Source organism: Kovacikia sp. CALU 1929 (assembly GCF_056784235.1).
In genome coordinates this window covers 19,465-36,919 of sequence record NZ_JBXBCF010000041.1, presented here as the reverse complement: position 1 = coordinate 36,919, position 17,455 = coordinate 19,465, and the positions used below count along the sequence as shown (strand labels likewise).

The window sequence follows — 17,455 nt, the reverse complement described above, 5'->3', positions numbered from 1 at the left end:
GGATTTGTGAGTCTGGGATAGGAAAGGAGTTATTATTTTGGGGTTTTCGACCCACAAAATAATTCTTGACAGACCACTAGTGCAGGTTGGCAGACATAATCCGACAGTACCTTGATGCTCAACTTTAGAAGTTGTCGGGATTTCGCCTTCGCCTGCTGCCTTCTGCCTTCTTGCACTAGTGCTCATAAGCAGAAATCTGGCTATCCTGATTTACTCCGTACTCCGCACTCTCTGAACCAGGGTTGCTAGACTAATGTCTCAGTCTACTAAGCAGAAACTAAACCCAACTTAAGTGCCTGCAATGCTGCCTGGGTGCGGCTGTTGACGTTGAGTTTTTCAAAGATCGTAGTTAAGTAGGCTTTGACAGTGCCCACAGTAATGTTGAGCTGGTGAGAAATCGTTTCATTAGATGCCCCCTGAACCACCCAATACAATACTTCCCGTTCCCGCTGGGTCAGGTGGACGGTCTGAGTTCCGGTCATGGAGTGCCCTCCAGAGAAATGAAACAGTTGGAAAAATCGAGTGGCAACTTCGGGAGATAGATAGATTTGATTTTGCATCACAACTTGGATCGCTTCAATCAGTTGCATCGACAGGTGATGTTTGAACACATACCCCTTTGCGCCTGCTTGCATGGCTTTGAAGACCCACTCTTCTTCTTCATGTCCAGATAGCACTAAAACTTTGCTGTCTTTAGTGTGCGATCGCAATTCCTGCAACACCTCCACACCATCCCCCTGAGCCAGTTCCATATCTAGCAAAATCAGCATGGGTGATTGTTGTTGCACCAAATGAATCGCCTGTTGCAGGGAAGCAGCCTGCCCCACTACCTGAAATTGCATCGGACTGGTCATGCTGTGGAAGTCCAACAAATTCTTTAAGCCCTGACGAAAGGCAGGGCAGTCATCCACCAGCAAAGTCGAAATGGGATGGGCCAGTTTGGGAGCAGTTGGCGGCAATGGGTACATCTTAAAAGCCCCTCTGTAAACCTTCTAAATCGATCATCTAGATTCATTACATCCTTTATGCACAAAACTTTATCCCTCATAACAAGGAATAAAATTTATTCGTTCCTCAACGCTTTCAAAACCACCCTTTAAAGCTTTACCTCCATCGCTAACGGCAGGCAGTTAAAACACAGGAAAAACCTTTATAGAGTCTCCTTTCTGGGTGAGGTACATCTTATTTGTTTGACTCAAGGCTTCTACGACTATCCACTACCTCACTGGATTTAAAAACGTTATAAATTGGTATTCCCAAATATTTCCAAAAACTGACAAAGCTCAGTCATCTTTTTAACAGGTTTTTGAGAGATTCCTTGAGAGATATTTCCAACCAAAAGCAGGGGACTAGCAAATTACCCTTCACCTCCTCAGCATTTTTTACGATCCCCCCTGGCAATGGCTAACCAATGGCTAACCAATGGCTAAGTTCTTCTGGGCAAAGTGATGCAAAATTGGGCACCTCCAGTCGGTAAATTTTCAGCCCATAAACTGCCCTGGTGCTCCAGAACAAATTGCTTGGCGATGAACACCCCCAAACCAGTTCCCCCAGAGCGGCGGGAGTAAAAGGGCGTACCCAGCGATCGCAAATCCTCAGCCGTCAGTCCCGGTCCACCATCCCGAATTTTGATCAGAACTTCGGTTTGAAAGGTTTGCCATTCACAGGTAATCTGACCACCCACAGGAGTAAAGGCGATCGCGTTACTGAGCAGGTTTTGAAAGACCTGTTGGATTTTCCACCCATCGACCCGCAACCAAGATGGCTGTGAATCATAGACCAGGGTCAGGTTTTTCTGTTGAATCCAGGGCTGCATCTTCTGGCAACACTGCTGAAGCAACTGCCGCAAATCGCAACTGGTAAAAACTTCTGGCTCAGCGGAGACTGCCGATTCAGTCAAGCGATCCAGGCTCAGGTGCATTTCCTCAGCCGCAGCGCGTAAATCCTCTAACCATTGCTGCGATCGAGAATCTACCGAAGTCGCTTTTAGTAAATCAACATATAGCAGCATCAGGGATAAAGGAGTCCGAAGTTGGTGACGAGTGCGATGGAGTAACTCATTCAGGGTTTGAGTGCCCCGTTTCTCAGGCTGAGGAAATGGCTGCTGATTCAAAGTTTGGGCATAAAGACTTACCCCGTAAGATTGATGCTCAGATAGCGGCATCTGATGCCAGCACAACAGATAGTAGAGAGATTCAGAATTGTGGCTACAAAGACAACCATAAAGGTAATAGGAGCCAGAATGATCCCCGTCTTCTATGAGACTGATATGCAATGGCGGCGCAGTAAAAACCTGTTGCCAGTTGAATCCTAACTCAAGTTGCGGTATGGGGTTGTTGACGAATAATTCATTCCAGTAATAGCCAACCTGATCTGGCTTCTGTCGTTCAGGGCTAAACCGAAGCAGGCTACAGCCACTCAATCCAAATTGGTGAACGAATTGTTTTAAGGATGTTTGAAGAATTGGTTCATGAAAATTATTTTTAAAATCCCTGGTGTCTAAATCTCTGGCTTCTAAATAAGCCTGACCCAAAAACTCTGAGGTTGAGATAGCCACTTAAATCTCCCCTATGCTGACAATCTATCAAAGGAAGGAGTCCGAGTCATTGCTGAGTTGAGTACAATTTCCACCCCAAATTTATCGTGACGAATTATTTCCTAACTTACACGCACTGGAAGATTTCTCAGGAAATTACTGAAACCAATTCATCTAATTTCAAATTTCTTAATGTAAGAGGAATTTTATGGCGCTGGCAGTAGAAAATAGTTTTGTAGTTTAGATCACTGAACTTAGCTATCACTCCGCCAAGGATCTTGCAACTTTGAAGCGAGTCAAGTATAGCCACAGACAATCCTTAACCGTACCCTCTGGCGTTGCTGATTTTGGGTATGGATTGAGCGTTGTATGAATTGAAACTTCGTTCCCATTCATACTGCTATTCAGCACCACCTAACCCTCTGGACCCCTGCCAATTCCTAACTAAAGTCAAGTTTCCCTGGCAGACTCCCTTCTCTAGAGTATGGAAAGATTGGATTTCACATTGAAAGCCTATCCGAAAAGCCTTCATTGCCAGAGCCAGGTACTACACCCAAAAAGTTTGCGGATAGGTTTTACAGCCGTTTTCATTTGGTATAGCCCGATACCTTTAGGGTTTGCCCACCTGAAAATTGCTGTGAGCGGATCTGGATAACTAAGTCTGGAGTGAAATCTGGTTTCTGAACCAATCTAGTTCCTGACCTATGATTGCCGCTGCTTCCAAGACGTTAGCCGGGTTACTTGCCCAGGAGTTAGCTCAGATTTCTCAGGAGCAAATTTCCTTTGAGCATCCCCGTTCCTGGCAACAGGAAAAACCGGGGCTAAACCTCTATTGCTATCACGTTCAGGAAGCGGAGTTTGGTGAAAAGTCTAGTTGTCGCTGGCTGGACCTCACCTTTCTAGTCAGCGTTACAGATTACACACGTCTGGGGGAACAAAATCTGCTCTCAGAAGTGCTAGTGATGCTATCCCAGTACCAACTATTACCCGATGCAGTCTTAGATTACAGCCTGCGGGGTTGTGGAGCCGTGCGAATGAAGGTTGTCACCCAACCACCTACGGACAGCATCCTATTCTGGACGGTGCTCTGTGTCCCGATGCAACTGGCATTACACGTAACACTGACGGTTCCCTACCACCTTCCCAATCAGGCTGTGCTTATACCCTGAAATTTTGGACCTGAAATTTTGGTCATCCTGAACAGCTTGAAACACCTTGTTTTAACGACTAATCCTGAATCCAGCAACGGAGTGTGAATCATGGCATTGGATTATTTTGCACCTGGGGTATATGTTGAGGAGGTTGATCGGGGCAGTCGCCCGATTGAGGGCATCAGCATGAGTGTTGCCGGTTTTGTCGGTTTCACTGAGGATGTACGGGGCGATGCAGATCTGTTCAAACCGGTCTTGATTACCAATTGGAATCAATACCTGGAATGTTTTGGCAAACCAGGTTCCGACGGCTTTACCGATTATGATGCCTACCTGCCCTTTGCGGTGCAGGGCTGGTTTCAAAATGGGGGAGGACGGTGTTGGGTGGTAAGCATTGGCACTCGGTTGCCAGGAACCCCTGCACCTGAAGCAGATGAAACCGCAACGCGCCTTTTAACCTCGGCGAAAAAGCCATCCCTCAGCTTGAATCTGAGGTTGCCAGAGGCAGAAGGTGATCTTCCCGCCCTTCCTCCTGCTGATCGTGTCGTGGTTACTGTCCAGGAAAGCACTCCGAAGCCGGTTGAAAATGCAGACCCGGACGAGGAGCCGCCGTTTAACACCGGAGAGTTCTTTAAAGTGGTGGTCAGCAGTGGCGATCGCGTCCTGGAAACCTATCCCCACCTGACAATGAATTCCCAGGTAGACACAGCGGTTGCCGATTACGTCGTCACTGCCCTGCAAGAGTCTGAATACCTGACCATTACCGATATTTCGGGTGAGCGCGGACAACCCCTCACCCGTCGCCCAGCCAATGGTCGCTATGAAGTGGCTCCCCCTCCCTACATTGCCCCTTTAGAGCGGCTATCGAGAGACTTACATGGTGTTCGGGATGAACGCCGGGGCATCCAGGGGCTATTTGAAATTGACGAAGTGGCAATGATCGCCTGCCCTGACTTGATGCGGGCATTCCAAAACCGCTTACTAGAGCTGGATCAAATCCATGCCCTGATGGAAACGATGGTCAGTTGTTGTGAAAATTCATTCCCTGGTCCTGCCTATCGTATGGTCGTCCTTGATCCTCCCCCGGTTAAACTACGGCGCGGAGAAGAACCTGTTGCGCCTGAAGAGCAGAAACCCCAGGACATTGCCCAATGGCTGAGCCACTTTAACCGCCGCTCCATGTTTGGGGCACTTTACTACCCCTGGATTAAGGTTGCCAATCCCCGCAACAACAACCGCCCGATCATGGTTCCTCCCTGCGGTCACATGATGGGGATTTGGTGCCGGACGGATGAATCGCGGGGAGTGTTCAAGGCACCTGCAAACGAAACCCCCAGAGGCGTTCTGGGACTTGCCTATGAAACCAACATGCGGGAACAAGAACTGCTCAACCCCATCGGCATCAATTGCATTCGTAACTTTGCCAATTACAATCGCGGTTACAAAGTTTGGGGTGCCCGTACCCTGGTTGAGCCAGATAATATCCAGTGGCGCTATATCAGCGTTCGTCGCTTGATCAGCTATATCGAAAAGTCGATTGAACTGGGAACTCAGTGGGTCGTGTTTGAACCCAATGATCAAGACCTGTGGGCACGGGTAACGCGCACCGTCGAAGGCTTTTTGACCCGGCTATGGCGGGACGGTGCCCTGTTTGGGGGAAGCCCATCGGAGGCATTTTATGTCAAGTGTGATGGGGAATTGAACACCCCGGACACGATGATGTTGGGTCGCCTATATGTCGAAGTGGGAGTCTGCCCGGTACGTCCAGCGGAATTTGTCATCTTCCGTATTAGCCAGTGGGCACCAAACCAATAACCTGCATCGGGGCGAGTTGATTTGCACACCTCAGTTCGCCCCAAGCAGATTTGCCTCGATTGAAATTTGGGCCAGTTACAGCCATTTTCATTTGTGTGTGCCACATCGATCCATGATTTCGCATTCATCTGCATCGCCTGTGGGGGAGTCGTCTGAAAGCCGCTGTAAGAATGGTCAAAATTTACTTCAAAGATTTCCAGGTCGTAAGCAGTAAAGGGATTTGAGACTATGACAGACATTCCAGTCAAACCGATTACTACCAGCACCTTCTATGTAGAGTTTGACGGCATGACAGACAAGATGGTGAAAAGTGTGCAGGAGATTGCCTTTCAGGGACAGGTCAAGGGTTACGAAAAAGCCCTTGCCTCAACCAAAGGGGGCAAAACTTTACGCCAGAGTACATCCAGTGGATTTGAGGAAAATCCCAACTTCACGATAGAAGTGTATTTGCTCGAAGGCGATATGGATTTCTACAACTGGATGCAAGCAACCATGCCGACGAACTATGCTTCTGGGTCGGGGGCGGCCGGTCAGGGGCAGTGGTCCCAAAACCGCAAAAATGGCTCCATTACTGCCTACGATCCGGGGGATAAACCGATTCTGCGCTGGGATATTAAAAATGCCTGGATTAAAAGCTATAAGGTCTCAGATTTTTCTGCTGATGGTAGCGATCTGGTGTTTGAAACCTTTGAAATCGTTTGTGAAGATATTCGGCGGGTAGATCCGAACAGTGGTAGCCGGATTGGTCCAGGGTAGTGGGTGTAAAGAGTTGTTGATTATTAGTTGTTGGTTGTTAGTTGTTAGAGAAGAGGAAGGGTTTGGGGATTGGATAACCAGTGCTCAGTGTTGAAGGGATTGAATTTGCTGGTGAGGCAGGATCAATTTCTTTTCAGGTTGTGGAACGTTGTTTACTTAATCGATCTATTGAATTGAGGGGCTGATCTGATGGCTAAAGGTGAAGTTCTTGCCAGTTCCAAGTTCTATTTGGAATTTGATGGTGTTACGGAACTGATTGTCAAAAAAATCAGTGGACTGTCAATTAAGTTGGAATCTGCTGGTGACATGAAATCTTTTGGGGTTCGCAAAGATGCAGCCAGCTTCATGCAGGCAACGGTTAGCGGTGTCACCAGCGGCACGATCAACGTTGAGTTTGTGGCAACGGTTGAAGATCACTCGATGCACGACTGGTATCGCGAATCCCATTCCATTGGGGGTCCCCTCGCTGGTAAGGGATCGAGTACTGGTGGAACGCGCAAGAGTGCTTCACTAACCCTGTTCAACCAGAAGGGAGAAGCGGCGGCTAAGTGGAATTTTTCAGGCGTGTTTCCCAAGTCTTACAAAACGTCCAAGCTGGAACCGGGTAGCACAGAGTTGTTCACTGAGAAAGTTGAGTTTGTTTACGAGACCTGCCACCGTGTCCAGTAAGGAATCAGGGCATGCAGGTCTGGGATCTAGGGAGGGGAGGTTCACCCCTCACCCTCACATTAACCAATCCAAGGAGGTGATCCCCATTGACCGTTCCAAAGTATGAACTCTTAGCCAGTTCCCGGTTTTATGTGGAGCTTAAGCTAAACAATTCTAAGGATGAAATTGATGGCTACTTCATGGAATGTCTGGGACTCAAGCGATCCTATGAGGTTATTTCAGCTTGTGAAGTAGTTCCCCAGAAATGGGGCAGCAAGGATGCCAAGGTAGGGCGGGTGTTACGGACGAAATTGCCAGGGAATAACAAAAGCGAAAATATTATTCTCAAACGGGGATTGTGCATTTCGGATACTTTCTGGCGCTGGTTTAAGGCGATGGAAGAGGGGAAATGGGGCGATCGCCGCCAGGAAAACGTGATCCTCACAATTTACGACCAACATGCCGATGCCAGAGCCAGGTTTTGTTGTTCCAGAGCGTGGCCCCTGAGCTACAAAATCACGGATTTGAAAGCATCGTCGTCAGAGTTTGAGTTGGAAGAAGTGGAGTTAGCAATAGAGGAGTTCTTTCGGATAGAGATTGAGGGGAATGAGATCCGCGAAATTCGATCATCGTAAGGGGGGCTGAGTGTTACAAACCGAGTTTGAATTTACCCTACCGAAGGGCTACCTGGATGAATCGGGGAATCTACACCGTAAGGGTGTAATGCGGTTGGCAACGGCAATGGATGAAATTGTTCCCCTCCGAGATCCGCGTGTGAAGTCGAACCCAGCCTATGCAACGGTGATTATTCTGTCACGGGTGATCACCAAGTTAGGTGCCCTAGAGGAGGTATCGCCCCAGGTGGTGGAAGGCTTTTTTGCCTGTGATTTGAGCTACTTACAAAAGTTTTATCGTCAAATCAATGAGTTGGAAGAGCCGTCCGGTGCGGCAAATCTTTCCCATTCGTCTGAGTCTGTATCAGTGGTTTAGACATGATGGTTGCCAATCCCTTACTGACGGAATTTAATTTTATGTTGCCCCGTGGTCTGGTCGATAGCGGGGGTGTGGTGCATCGGTTAGGGGTGATGCGGTTAGCCACAGCACGGGATGAGCTGGTGGCACATAAGCATCGCCATGTACAGTCATATCCAGAGTATTTGATGCTGGTGTTACTGTCCCAGGTGATTACTCAACTGGGGACTCTGGAAGCTGTTTCCCCGGAAGATTTGGAAAATCTGTTTACTCAAGATCTGGCATATCTGCGGGAATTTTATAACCGAATTAACCAAAACGGCAGTGCCAAACTACCGATTCAATGCCCCCAATGTAATCACCAATTTCAAACGGATTTTGTACTATCGGGGGAGTCATAAGCTACCCCCAGGAACAGCTTCACCAGGAGGTAGCGTTTATTGCTCTTCATTTTCACTGGTCTTTAGAAGAAATCTTGAATTTGGAGCACCGCGATCGCAGGCGTTGGGTACAGGAGATAAAGGAGGCAGGAGGGACATAGTGTTATGCCACGATTAGGTAGCCCATCTCTAAAATCAATGCTCAAGACCGTTTTGTTGGCGAGCCTGGTGTTTACGGTGCCCGTTGTGGCAATTCGTGTCCTGGGTGGATTTGAGGGGCTTGAGCTAGCTGCCTATGATGCTTTTATGCGTCGTCGCCCGATCGAGGGTATGGACGATCGCATTGTGGTTGTAACAATTAACGATGATGATATTGAACAACTCCAGCAATTTCCGATTCATGATGGCACTCTGGCTAGGGTTTTGCAAAAGCTAGAGAGTTACCAGCCTGCCGCCATTGGGTTAGATATCGCGCGGGATGTACCCCAGGGACCTGCTGCTGGGCGAAAGCAGTTAACCCAGGTGATTGAGAAAAGTACAGCGATTGTTTCAGCCTGTTTACTAAGTAGTAGCAACCATCCCGGTTCACCACCAGCTCCAGGTACTCCAGCAGAGGGGGTTGCATTTGCGGATTTCCCCATTGATGTGGATAAAACCGTGCGGCGAACCATTCTGGTGTCTACCCCAGCAAAAACCAATAAACCTGTGCGGCGGGAGCATGTCTGCAATGATGCCAGTACCGAAAATGAAATTCTATCCCTGAGTTTTCAACTGGCGACCATGTACCTGGCAGGTCAGGAGATTAAACCAGAAGCCACAGCGAATAGTGAGATTCAGCTTCGCCAGCAGGTGTTAAGCCGACTTTGGTCAGGGTTTGGTGGCTATGCCCACATGGATGCAGATGACTATCAAATGATGTTGAATTACCGGGGGGCAAATCAGGTTTTCCAGGAAGTTTCAATTAATGAGATATTGCAGAATAAGGTCGATCCTGGCTCAATTCGCGATCGCGTGGTTTTGATTGGCTACACGTCTGAAGTTTCAAAAGACACGCTCTCCACTCCGTTTATCGAGACTCAAAGTGGTTCGCGATCGATGCATGGGGTGATAGTTCACGCTAATGCTGTCAGCCAAATTCTTAGTGCGGTACTGGAACAGCGCCCTCTGATTCAGAGTTGGTCTAAAGTCGGTGAGGTACTGTGGATTTTTGCCTGGTCCTTAGGCAGTGGACTGATTGCCTTCTATAACCGACGGTTGGGATGGTTCCTGATTGTCCTGGTTGCTTCCGGTGGGCTTCTATGGAGCATTTGTTACGCGCTATTTCTCTATCAGGGGTTGTGGGTGCCGTTTGTCCCCACTCTGACCGTAATGATTGTGACGGCACTGGGGGTACGGCTGCTCGATCTGGCAAACCGGACTGGCTATGCCCAGGCAATCTATGAGCATTTACGGGAGAACATGGTCGGTAATGCCACCGGGCGCGATCGCACCGGAGACTATCTGGAAAATCTGGTCCGGCGTGCCCGGGCGGTACGTCAGGGGCAGGATGTCAGGGAGTTAATTGCCGTTGGCGCTGAACCAGATGCCTTTGCCACCCCAGAAATGAAGGCACTCTATGAACAAATTGCTGACAAAGTTAGAGAGGATGTGGCAGCAGAGCAAGCTGCCCGTCAGTCAGCGATGGCGAATACTTCTGGTAACAGCAAGCTCAGTCGGATCAATGCCCTGCTCAACCGGGCGCAGTACTCCCGGACTCAAATTCAGCCACCGCCCCCTCTGGGAGTGCAAGGAAACGCAAAATCACCAGAGGGTTCCCCATGACTGAAACGTCTCCCCCTTCGCGCCTTACATCTCTCGGTTCAGAAGCACCAAGTTCTCCATTGGTCGCTCCTGCGGCAGTTAGTCCAACCGGATATGCCGCCCCGGCTCGGTTTCTTCCCGTCTCTAAAACTGAAGAGATTGAGCGATTGGCTCAACTGGCTGCCCAACTATTACAGGATCCAATGGCAATGCAGCAGTTGAGCGATCGCGTGGTGGAGTTGTTGCAACAGGATTTGAAATTGCAGCGGGAGCGTAGTCATGGTTATGGGAGGCGGTGGTAATGGCTGACTTAAATGTACTGAACTACGTCACGACCAATCGGTTTTATGTTGAGATGGAAAGCCAGGTCACCGCTGCCTTTAGTGAGTGTTCTGGCTTGGATGTGCAGATTGAAAAAGATGTGTATCAGGAAGGGGGAGTCAATAATCAGCAGCGAATTTTTCTAAAACATACAAAATTTGGTGACTTGACCTTAAAGCGAGGTATTACCGATGACCAGGTGTTCTGGAACTGGATTCAGCAAAGCCTGATTGCAGGGGAGTCACGACGACGAAATATAAACATTCTGATTTTTAACCAGGCGGGAGAGACGATGCAGGTCTGGAGCCTGATTGGAGCGGTTCCCGTTGCCTGGAAAACCCCATCACTCAAAGCAGATTCCAATACGGTCGCGCTGGAAGAGTTAGTGCTTGCCTACGAAGGACTTAAGGTGATTCACAAGGGTAAGAGTGGTGGAGCAAAAGATCAGCAATTGAAGCGAGATCCCAAGGGCTATTTCCCAGATTCGGAATAGGAGATAGCACCCATGCCGATCGCTCCTGACCCATCCAATGCCTTTGCCCTGCCTCCCGAGGAGTTGCCGCTGGGAATTCAGCAGCCGTTGTTGCCGTCTGCTCCGCTGGGACAGTCGATGCTGCAACCAAAATTTATCACACCCCTGGGGGCGCAATCGCTGACCGTGCTTGACCCATCTGTTTTTTCAGCAGGGCAGCACTCCCTCCAATTTGAGCAGCAATTACCCTTTCAAGATTCACCCTTTTTCGACCCACCGGATTTATCCCGCAGATCTGAGGCATATCTACCAGCAATTCAACCAGCACCATTACCCGATGCCCCAAATTCAGCCTCCCGTTTTCTGACAGACCAACCCGGTGAATTGACCCCAATTCAGCGAGAGACTGGGGATCTTAGCAGTCCAGTAGAACATCCCAGGAATATTTCAGATGCGATCGCTCAACCTTTCGTTGAACCTGATCCAGTGGCGCAGGGAGTTACACCTCTACCAGAATCCCCTACCGCTCTCATAACAGATGGAATTGCAGCACAGACTGTAGATTTGCCTCGATCCAATACAAAAAGTGAACAAGCAATTGGTTCATCCAGTCATCCAGGAATAAGTCATCCAGCAATACCTAATCCAACGATTCCTAATCAAACGAATTTAACTGAAACCATTCAAGCAAAAAATGATGGCTCCAAGGAACAAGAGATTGATTCAAGTATCGATCAATTAACTAGTAGTCAGGAAAATACGTTTGAGATCAATCAGACAGAATCAGATGACTCAAGACAGCAGTTAACTGATTCACTTATCAATCTGGAAACTAATCATCAGCAAACTACACCTGAGATGGTTCAGGCAGAATTGGATGACTCAAGCCAGGCGTTAACTGATTTACCTTCCAATTTGGCAACTAATCATCAGGAAAATATACCGGGAACATCTCAGAAAGCAGTTAATCCTTCGCAGCCTATTGATTCCTCTCCAGTGAATATAAATTCGCTGATTCAGCTTGATCCAACTGATGATATTCAGCGATCGCTCACTCAACCATCCGCAGAATCTTTTCCTTCTCATTCCCAGACTCCCCCTGAAAATGCTAACGAGGCAGAGCCTCCAGCCAGTGAGACAGAATCTTCAATCCTTGAATCAACCACCCTTAAAACTGCAAGATCAGATGATCAGGTTCCAGAACAATTTGATGTAGCCAGTGAAACCAACCAAAGTGAGCAGATAGATATTAGCTCAGTTCAACTTGATCAGGCTGGAGATCCTGTTCAAAAAGCGATTCAGCCATCATTAGAAACTCAGCCTTCAATTCAAACTGGTTCAGAGGATATACAAGCAAAAACAAATGCTTCAATCCAGCTTGATCAATCTGAAAAACCAGCAAGGTCGATCGCCCAACCTCAAATTGAGACCCATTCGTCGGTTCATCTTGAGCAAGCTGAAAGCACTACACAGCCAGAAATACAATCAGATATACAATCCCAAATAGAAACACCATTACAGACGGCACAACCAAACGATTCGACAATCCCAACCTCCCTTCCTGTTCTCCCATCTGAAACTGAGCAGAATCAAGCTGGTCAGGTTTCAGAGCCACTTCAGAGAGAACCTGGAACTAAGGAAGCACAAATAGAGCCAGTCAGTCACAAACCTCTGATTCAACCCGATCGCCTTTCTCAGTCCTCCGGTGCCCAGGCGGAACAGGGGAATGGGCAAAACCAGGCTGGTCAGGTGTCAGAGTTGTTTCAGTTAGAATCGGGAGAAGCACAACCACCGATCGCCCCATCTTCTATCGAGGCTCAATCCACCAGCATCGATTCCTCTACCCAGGCTGCTCAGGTTGAGAGTATTCCCCAGTCAGCTATACAGCCCAAACCAGACCCTCAATCTGCTGTTGATCGGTCTATGCCGGAAGATCAGGGAGTGCCGACAGAGGCGATCGTCCCTCCTCCAACCGCTCCAGTGGATGGTTCCCCTGAAGCTTTAGCGGTTGCTGCTGCGCCGCCAGAAGCGATCGTCGATCCCCCACCGATGGCTGATATTTCTCAAACGTCCTCCATTCATACAGAAGCTATTCAGCCGAAAGCAATCGAGTCACAGGCAATTGAGTTAGAAGCCACTCAGCCAGAGACAGTTCAATCAGAAGCTCTTCAATTAGAGCCAATTGAATCAGATGCAGTTCATCCAGAGTCAGTTCAGTCACAAGCAATTCAGTCAGGAACTATCCAGTCAGAAGCAATTCAATCAGAGTCAGTTCAATCAGAACCCATTGCATCAGAGTCAGTTCAACCCAAAGCGATTCAGTCAGAGGTAATTCCGTCGGAAGCGATTCAGTTAGAGCCAATTGAATCAGAAGCAGTTCAGCCAAAAGCAATTGAGCCACAGGCAATTGAGTCAGAAACGACTCAGCCAGAGGCAGTTCAATCAGAGGCTCTTCAAGTAGAGCCAATCGAATTAGAACCAAATGAATCAAAAGTAGTTCAATCAGAGCCAATTGAATCAGCAGCAGTTCAATCAGAGACTATTCAATTAGAGCCAATTCAGTCAAAAGCAGTTCAATCAGAGCCAGTTCAGTCGGAGGCAACTCAGTCAGAAACTATTCAATCAGATGCAGTTCAACCAGAACCAATTGAATCGGCGGTAGTTCAGCCAAAAGCAATTGAGTCACAGGCAATTAAGTTAGAAGCCACTCAGCCAGAGGCAGTTCAATCAGAAACTATTCAATTAGAGCCAATTGAATCAGAGTCAGTTCGTCCAGAGTCAACTGAGTCAGAAGCAGTTCAATCAGAACCAATTCAATTAGAGACAGTTCAGCCCAAAGCAATTCAGACAGAGCCAGTGCCGTCGGAGGCAACTCAGTCAGAAACTATTCAACCAAAATCGATTCAATTAGAGCCAATTCAGCCAGAGCCAATTCAGCCAGAGGCAGTTCAGTCAGAGCTAGTTCAGTCGGAGGCAACTCAGTCAGAAGCCACTCAACCAGATGCAGTTCAATCAGAATCAATTGAATCAGAGTCAGTTCAGCCAAAAACAATTGAGTCCCAGGCAATTGAGTTAGAAGCCACTCAGCCAGAGGCAGTCCAATCAGAAGCTCTTCAATTAGAGCCAATTGAATCAGAGTCAGTTGATCCAGAGTCAGTTCAGCCAAAAGCAATTGAGTCCCAGGCAATTGAGTTAGAAGCTACTCAGCCAACGGCAGTTCAATCAGAAACTATTCAATTAGAGCCAATTCAGGCAGACGCGATCGCGGCTTCTCCACCATCCACAACAGACATTTCTGCTGCATCTGTGGCAGAGGCTCTACCAGAGTCATCTTCACCGACTGAGCGATCGGTCACAGAATCCCCTCAAGACTTGCCAGAGTTACCAGCCGTTATCCAGCGATTATCGGTTTGGGAACCACTGGCACAAATGCAACCGCTTCAGACACCAGCCAATGCATCACCGATTTCAACCGTTCAATCCATTCCAGCGATTGAAATTCCAGCTATTCAGATGAAACCGAGTGATGGTTATCGAGAAATACTGGGCGATCGCCCAGATGCCGACTCAATCAACCGCAAATCTGCTCTCACCTTGCCTGCCAATGAAAGCGATGCCAGTTCCATCTCTACAACCGGAAATCCCGTCCCTGGAGAATGGTCAAGCATTGCCGAACTGTTTGAGGCAACCATGGCATCTCATTCTGAGCTAAAGCAACCTCAGGTTTCATCCGATAACAGCTATCCAGATCTGCAACTTTACTCAGACTCTAATTCAATCCCAACAGATGCGATTCAGCGGCAACCTGCGGCAACCGCAACCCCTATACCCCAAAGTCTCACCACTCCTGCCGAGCCTGCCAGCGAAGAGCAACCCCCTTCTGCTCAACAACCCCAACCCCAGGCATCCCCAGAGGATTTAGAACGCCTTGCCCAGGAAATTTACCGACTGGTGCGGCAACGCCTATCTCTGGAACGAGAACGGTCAGGGGGATTTTATTCAGGACGTTTATGGTAATCATTCAGGAGGTGAGTCGTCATGCAATTGGAAAAAGCAACCCTGACACCCGCACCGGGAGAATCCGCCGATAAGATCGAGTTTATGTTCAACCCAACCGAGGTGAAATTTAACCGCAGTGTCAGCATTGAGCAATCAGAAGGCTCCCACACCCAATCGGGGCAAAACAAAACCAGCTTCAAACATCCCAACCCTTACCAGGTTACCCTCAGCAACATCATCCTGGACACCTACGAAAATAAGGAAGGTCAGCGCAGTGTGCTGAAACCACTGAAGCCCTTTACCGATGCCGTTGCCTATGTCAGGGGAGATGGCAGAGGGAAGGAACAACGCCCACCTGTTTATTTATTTACCTGGGGTGCAAATACTTACCTGCGATGTTTCATCAAAAGCCTCTCCTTCCGATTCACCCTGTTTTTACCAGACGGCACTCCAGTCCGGGCAATTCTAGACCTGACGCTGGAACAGGCGGATGATAAGACTCCTCAGCCCTCCCAGGGAACTCCCAATGTGAGCCAGAACCAGCGAGAAAGCCAGGGAAGGACGGCACTTTTTCAATAAGTTGATGGTTGTTAGAAGGTGGTCATAGGTTATTGGTCATTGGTCATTGGTCATTGGTCATTGGTATTTACAAAGTGACATAAGGAGAAATGACAAAGGACAAAGGACGAAGGACAAGCAACGATTAGTTACCATTGTCATTATCTATAAACTCCGAACTCCAAACTCCAAACTTTCAACCCTCAACTCTCAACTCCTCCCCCTTCTAACACTCATGCCGCAATCTACTCTCTACGTTCCTAAACTTGATTTAGAAATTGATGGGCAAATTGCCTCTAATGAATTGATGCAAGATATTTTGCAAGTCTCGGTTGAGGAGAGTTTACATTTACCAAGTATGTTTACGCTAGTGCTGGAAAATGCGGCATTCTCAGGGCGATCGGATGAAAGGATCTGGGAACATCAGTCTCAGTTCACGATTGGTAAATCGATTCGTATCCGTTTTAGTAATAGCACCACAGAAGCTCAGGAATTTGATGAGGAGAAAAAAGATTGGGTTATCTCTGGGGAAATCACAGCACTCGAAACCCATTTCACGTCGGGTGCGCAGGCTCCGATTATTGTTCGCGGTTATGATCATTCCCATCGGCTACATCGGGGTCGCTACAACCGCTCTTTTCAAAACATGACGGATACGGATATTGTCAAAAAAATCATTGGAGAAGTTGGGATTCAGGCAGGAACGATTGATGATAGTGGTGCGCCCCATGAGTATGTGTTTCAGGAAAACCAGACCAACATGGAATTTCTGCGGGAGCGGGCAGCCCGCAATGGATTTGAACTGTTTGTGCAGGGCGGAAAATTACATTTTCGTAAACCCAAACAAGACCAAGCCCTGGAACTGACCTGGCTAACAGAACTAACCAGCTTTCAGGTGCGTGTCAGCAGTGCAGAACAGGTCAGCAGTGTTGAAGTCCGTGGCTGGAACTATAAGCAGAAGCAGGCGATCGTTGAAACAAGCAGTTCAGCCAGCATTCTGACTAAAAATGATTATGGCAAAGGTCAACAGACCAGTTCTGCCTTTCAGGGGCAACCCTCTTCCCCCAAACTGATTGTTGTGGATCAACCGGTTGCAACGAGTCAAGAAGCCAAGAAGATGGCACAGGCATTGTTCAATGAGCTGGGCGATGAATTTGTCCATGCGGATGCTCAGGCGATCGGAAGCCCTGATATTCGACCAGGGCGGGTTGTCAAGATTAAGGGACAAAACATGGGCAAATATGCGGGAGATTACTACGTCACTGAAACCCACCATGTTTTTAATGAAGGTGCCTACACAACGGCATTTAGTGTGCGTGGGTTACGGGGTGGTAGTTTACTGTCCTTGCTGTCGCCAGCAACCCGCTTACAGCCCGGACAAACTCTGTTGCTTGGGACAGTAACCAACAACAAGGACCCGGATGGAATGGGACGGGTGCGGGTTAAATTTCCAACGTTGACGGAAGAGCATGAAAGCCATTGGGCGAGGGTGGTGGCGATCGGGGCTGGCAGTAGTCGAGGGTTTGATTGCTTACCCGAAATTGATGATGAAGTGCTGGTGGGGTTTGAACATGGCGATATCCATCGTCCGTTTGTGATTGGTGGGTTATGGAATGGAAAAGATAAACCACCGGAATCAGTCAATGATTCTGTAGCCAATAGTAAGGTACGGCTACGAACGTTTAAGACTCGAACTGGACATAAATTGCAATTCACCGAAGAAGATAAGGGTACTAGCAAAAAGGGAATTTATATTACATCGGTTTATGGACATAAGGTACATCTGAATGACAGCGATCGCTGGATTGAAGTCCGTACCAATGGTGGTCATGTCCTGCGAATGGATGATATGTCGAAGTACGTTGAACTCAACACAGCGGGAGGGCACCGATACAAGCTGGATGACCTCAGCAAAAGTGTTTCCCTTCAGTCGGTTGGCAGTATCTCCATTAAAGCCAATACCACCCTTGATCTTCAGGCTATGGGCATCATTACGGTTCGAGGTGCCTTAATTCGGTTGAATTAAAACAACAAGAGATTTACAACG

Annotated in this window: 16 protein-coding genes; 14 read left to right on the top strand and 2 right to left on the bottom strand. The window is 48.2% G+C overall.

Features of this window, described 5'->3' with window-relative positions:
- Positions 1 to 266: 266 nt before the first annotated feature.
- Together AC1S52_RS03225 and AC1S52_RS03220 are read right to left on the bottom strand one after the other, a co-directional pair.
- Positions 267 to 968, bottom strand: coding sequence for a response regulator (locus AC1S52_RS03225; protein WP_482027601.1), 702 nt, complete (start codon positions 966 to 968; stop codon positions 267 to 269).
- A gap of 458 nt (positions 969 to 1,426) precedes the next feature.
- A complete protein-coding gene (locus AC1S52_RS03220) occupies positions 1,427 to 2,557 on the bottom strand; it encodes a sensor histidine kinase (RefSeq protein WP_482027600.1) in 1,131 nt (376 codons plus the stop codon).
- Positions 2,558 to 3,240: 683 nt separating this feature from the next.
- Between AC1S52_RS03220 and AC1S52_RS03215 the strand changes: the two genes are divergently transcribed.
- The 14 genes from AC1S52_RS03215 (at position 3,241) to AC1S52_RS03150 (ending at position 17,434) form a co-directional block, all read left to right on the top strand.
- On the top strand, positions 3,241 to 3,705 hold the full coding sequence (locus tag AC1S52_RS03215; RefSeq protein ID WP_482027599.1) for a Pvc16 family protein: 465 nt from the start codon (positions 3,241 to 3,243) through the stop codon (positions 3,703 to 3,705).
- Positions 3,706 to 3,795: 90 nt separating this feature from the next.
- Positions 3,796 to 5,502, top strand: coding sequence for a phage tail sheath family protein (locus AC1S52_RS03210; protein WP_482027598.1), 1,707 nt, complete (start codon positions 3,796 to 3,798; stop codon positions 5,500 to 5,502).
- A 228-nt stretch (positions 5,503 to 5,730) separates the two neighbouring features.
- Positions 5,731 to 6,258, top strand: a complete 528-nt coding sequence (locus AC1S52_RS03205) for a phage tail protein (protein WP_482027597.1) — start codon at positions 5,731 to 5,733, stop codon at positions 6,256 to 6,258.
- Between the two features lie 189 nt (positions 6,259 to 6,447).
- Positions 6,448 to 6,927, top strand: a complete 480-nt coding sequence (locus tag AC1S52_RS03200) for a phage tail protein (RefSeq protein WP_482027596.1) — start codon at positions 6,448 to 6,450, stop codon at positions 6,925 to 6,927.
- An 86-nt stretch (positions 6,928 to 7,013) separates the two neighbouring features.
- Positions 7,014 to 7,541, top strand: coding sequence for a phage tail protein (locus AC1S52_RS03195; protein ID WP_482027595.1), 528 nt, complete (start codon positions 7,014 to 7,016; stop codon positions 7,539 to 7,541).
- Between the two features lie 10 nt (positions 7,542 to 7,551).
- Positions 7,552 to 7,896, top strand: coding sequence for a hypothetical protein (locus AC1S52_RS03190; RefSeq protein ID WP_482027594.1), 345 nt, complete (start codon positions 7,552 to 7,554; stop codon positions 7,894 to 7,896).
- Positions 7,897 to 7,898: 2 nt separating this feature from the next.
- Positions 7,899 to 8,279, top strand: a complete 381-nt coding sequence (locus AC1S52_RS03185; protein ID WP_482027593.1) for a phage tail assembly protein — start codon at positions 7,899 to 7,901, stop codon at positions 8,277 to 8,279.
- On the top strand, positions 8,243 to 8,419 hold the full coding sequence (locus AC1S52_RS03180) for a DUF6760 family protein (RefSeq protein ID WP_482027636.1): 177 nt from the start codon (positions 8,243 to 8,245) through the stop codon (positions 8,417 to 8,419). Before AC1S52_RS03185 ends, AC1S52_RS03180 begins: the two co-directional genes overlap by 37 nt.
- Before the next feature lie 4 nt (positions 8,420 to 8,423).
- The gene (locus AC1S52_RS03175) at positions 8,424 to 10,079 is read left to right on the top strand and encodes a CHASE2 domain-containing protein (RefSeq protein ID WP_482027592.1); all 1,656 of its coding nucleotides are present in this window, start codon (positions 8,424 to 8,426) and stop codon (positions 10,077 to 10,079) included.
- Complete coding sequence (locus tag AC1S52_RS03170) at positions 10,076 to 10,360, top strand: hypothetical protein (RefSeq protein WP_482027591.1); 285 nt, start codon at positions 10,076 to 10,078, stop codon at positions 10,358 to 10,360. Before AC1S52_RS03175 ends, AC1S52_RS03170 begins: the two co-directional genes overlap by 4 nt.
- A complete protein-coding gene (locus AC1S52_RS03165) occupies positions 10,360 to 10,872 on the top strand; it encodes a phage tail protein (protein ID WP_482027590.1) in 513 nt (170 codons plus the stop codon). Before AC1S52_RS03170 ends, AC1S52_RS03165 begins: the two co-directional genes overlap by 1 nt.
- Positions 10,873 to 10,884: 12 nt before the next feature.
- A complete protein-coding gene (locus tag AC1S52_RS03160) occupies positions 10,885 to 14,868 on the top strand; it encodes a hypothetical protein (protein ID WP_482027589.1) in 3,984 nt (1,327 codons plus the stop codon).
- A gap of 21 nt (positions 14,869 to 14,889) precedes the next feature.
- The gene (locus tag AC1S52_RS03155; RefSeq protein WP_482027588.1) at positions 14,890 to 15,429 is read left to right on the top strand and encodes a CIS tube protein; all 540 of its coding nucleotides are present in this window, start codon (positions 14,890 to 14,892) and stop codon (positions 15,427 to 15,429) included.
- 214 nt (positions 15,430 to 15,643) lie between these two features.
- Positions 15,644 to 17,434 (top strand): VgrG-related protein, encoded by a 1,791-nt coding sequence (locus AC1S52_RS03150; protein WP_482027587.1) that lies wholly within the window; start codon positions 15,644 to 15,646, stop codon positions 17,432 to 17,434.
- Positions 17,435 to 17,455 lie beyond the last annotated feature (21 nt).

What these genes read in the sequence shown, in the direction of transcription:
- AC1S52_RS03225 (WP_482027601.1), bottom strand. Translation starts at nt 968, where the DNA reads ATGTACCCATTGCCGCCAACTGCTCCCAAACTGGCCCATCCCATTTCG.
- AC1S52_RS03215 (WP_482027599.1), top strand. Translation starts at nt 3,241, where the DNA reads ATGATTGCCGCTGCTTCCAAGACGTTAGCCGGGTTACTTGCCCAGGAG.
- AC1S52_RS03210 (WP_482027598.1), top strand. Translation starts at nt 3,796, where the DNA reads ATGGCATTGGATTATTTTGCACCTGGGGTATATGTTGAGGAGGTTGAT.
- AC1S52_RS03205 (WP_482027597.1), top strand. Translation starts at nt 5,731, where the DNA reads ATGACAGACATTCCAGTCAAACCGATTACTACCAGCACCTTCTATGTA.
- AC1S52_RS03200 (WP_482027596.1), top strand. Translation starts at nt 6,448, where the DNA reads ATGGCTAAAGGTGAAGTTCTTGCCAGTTCCAAGTTCTATTTGGAATTT.
- AC1S52_RS03185 (WP_482027593.1), top strand. Translation starts at nt 7,899, where the DNA reads ATGATGGTTGCCAATCCCTTACTGACGGAATTTAATTTTATGTTGCCC.
- AC1S52_RS03175 (WP_482027592.1), top strand. Translation starts at nt 8,424, where the DNA reads ATGCCACGATTAGGTAGCCCATCTCTAAAATCAATGCTCAAGACCGTT.
- AC1S52_RS03170 (WP_482027591.1), top strand. Translation starts at nt 10,076, where the DNA reads ATGACTGAAACGTCTCCCCCTTCGCGCCTTACATCTCTCGGTTCAGAA.
- AC1S52_RS03165 (WP_482027590.1), top strand. Translation starts at nt 10,360, where the DNA reads ATGGCTGACTTAAATGTACTGAACTACGTCACGACCAATCGGTTTTAT.
- AC1S52_RS03160 (WP_482027589.1), top strand. Translation starts at nt 10,885, where the DNA reads ATGCCGATCGCTCCTGACCCATCCAATGCCTTTGCCCTGCCTCCCGAG.
- AC1S52_RS03155 (WP_482027588.1), top strand. Translation starts at nt 14,890, where the DNA reads ATGCAATTGGAAAAAGCAACCCTGACACCCGCACCGGGAGAATCCGCC.
- AC1S52_RS03150 (WP_482027587.1), top strand. Translation starts at nt 15,644, where the DNA reads ATGCCGCAATCTACTCTCTACGTTCCTAAACTTGATTTAGAAATTGAT.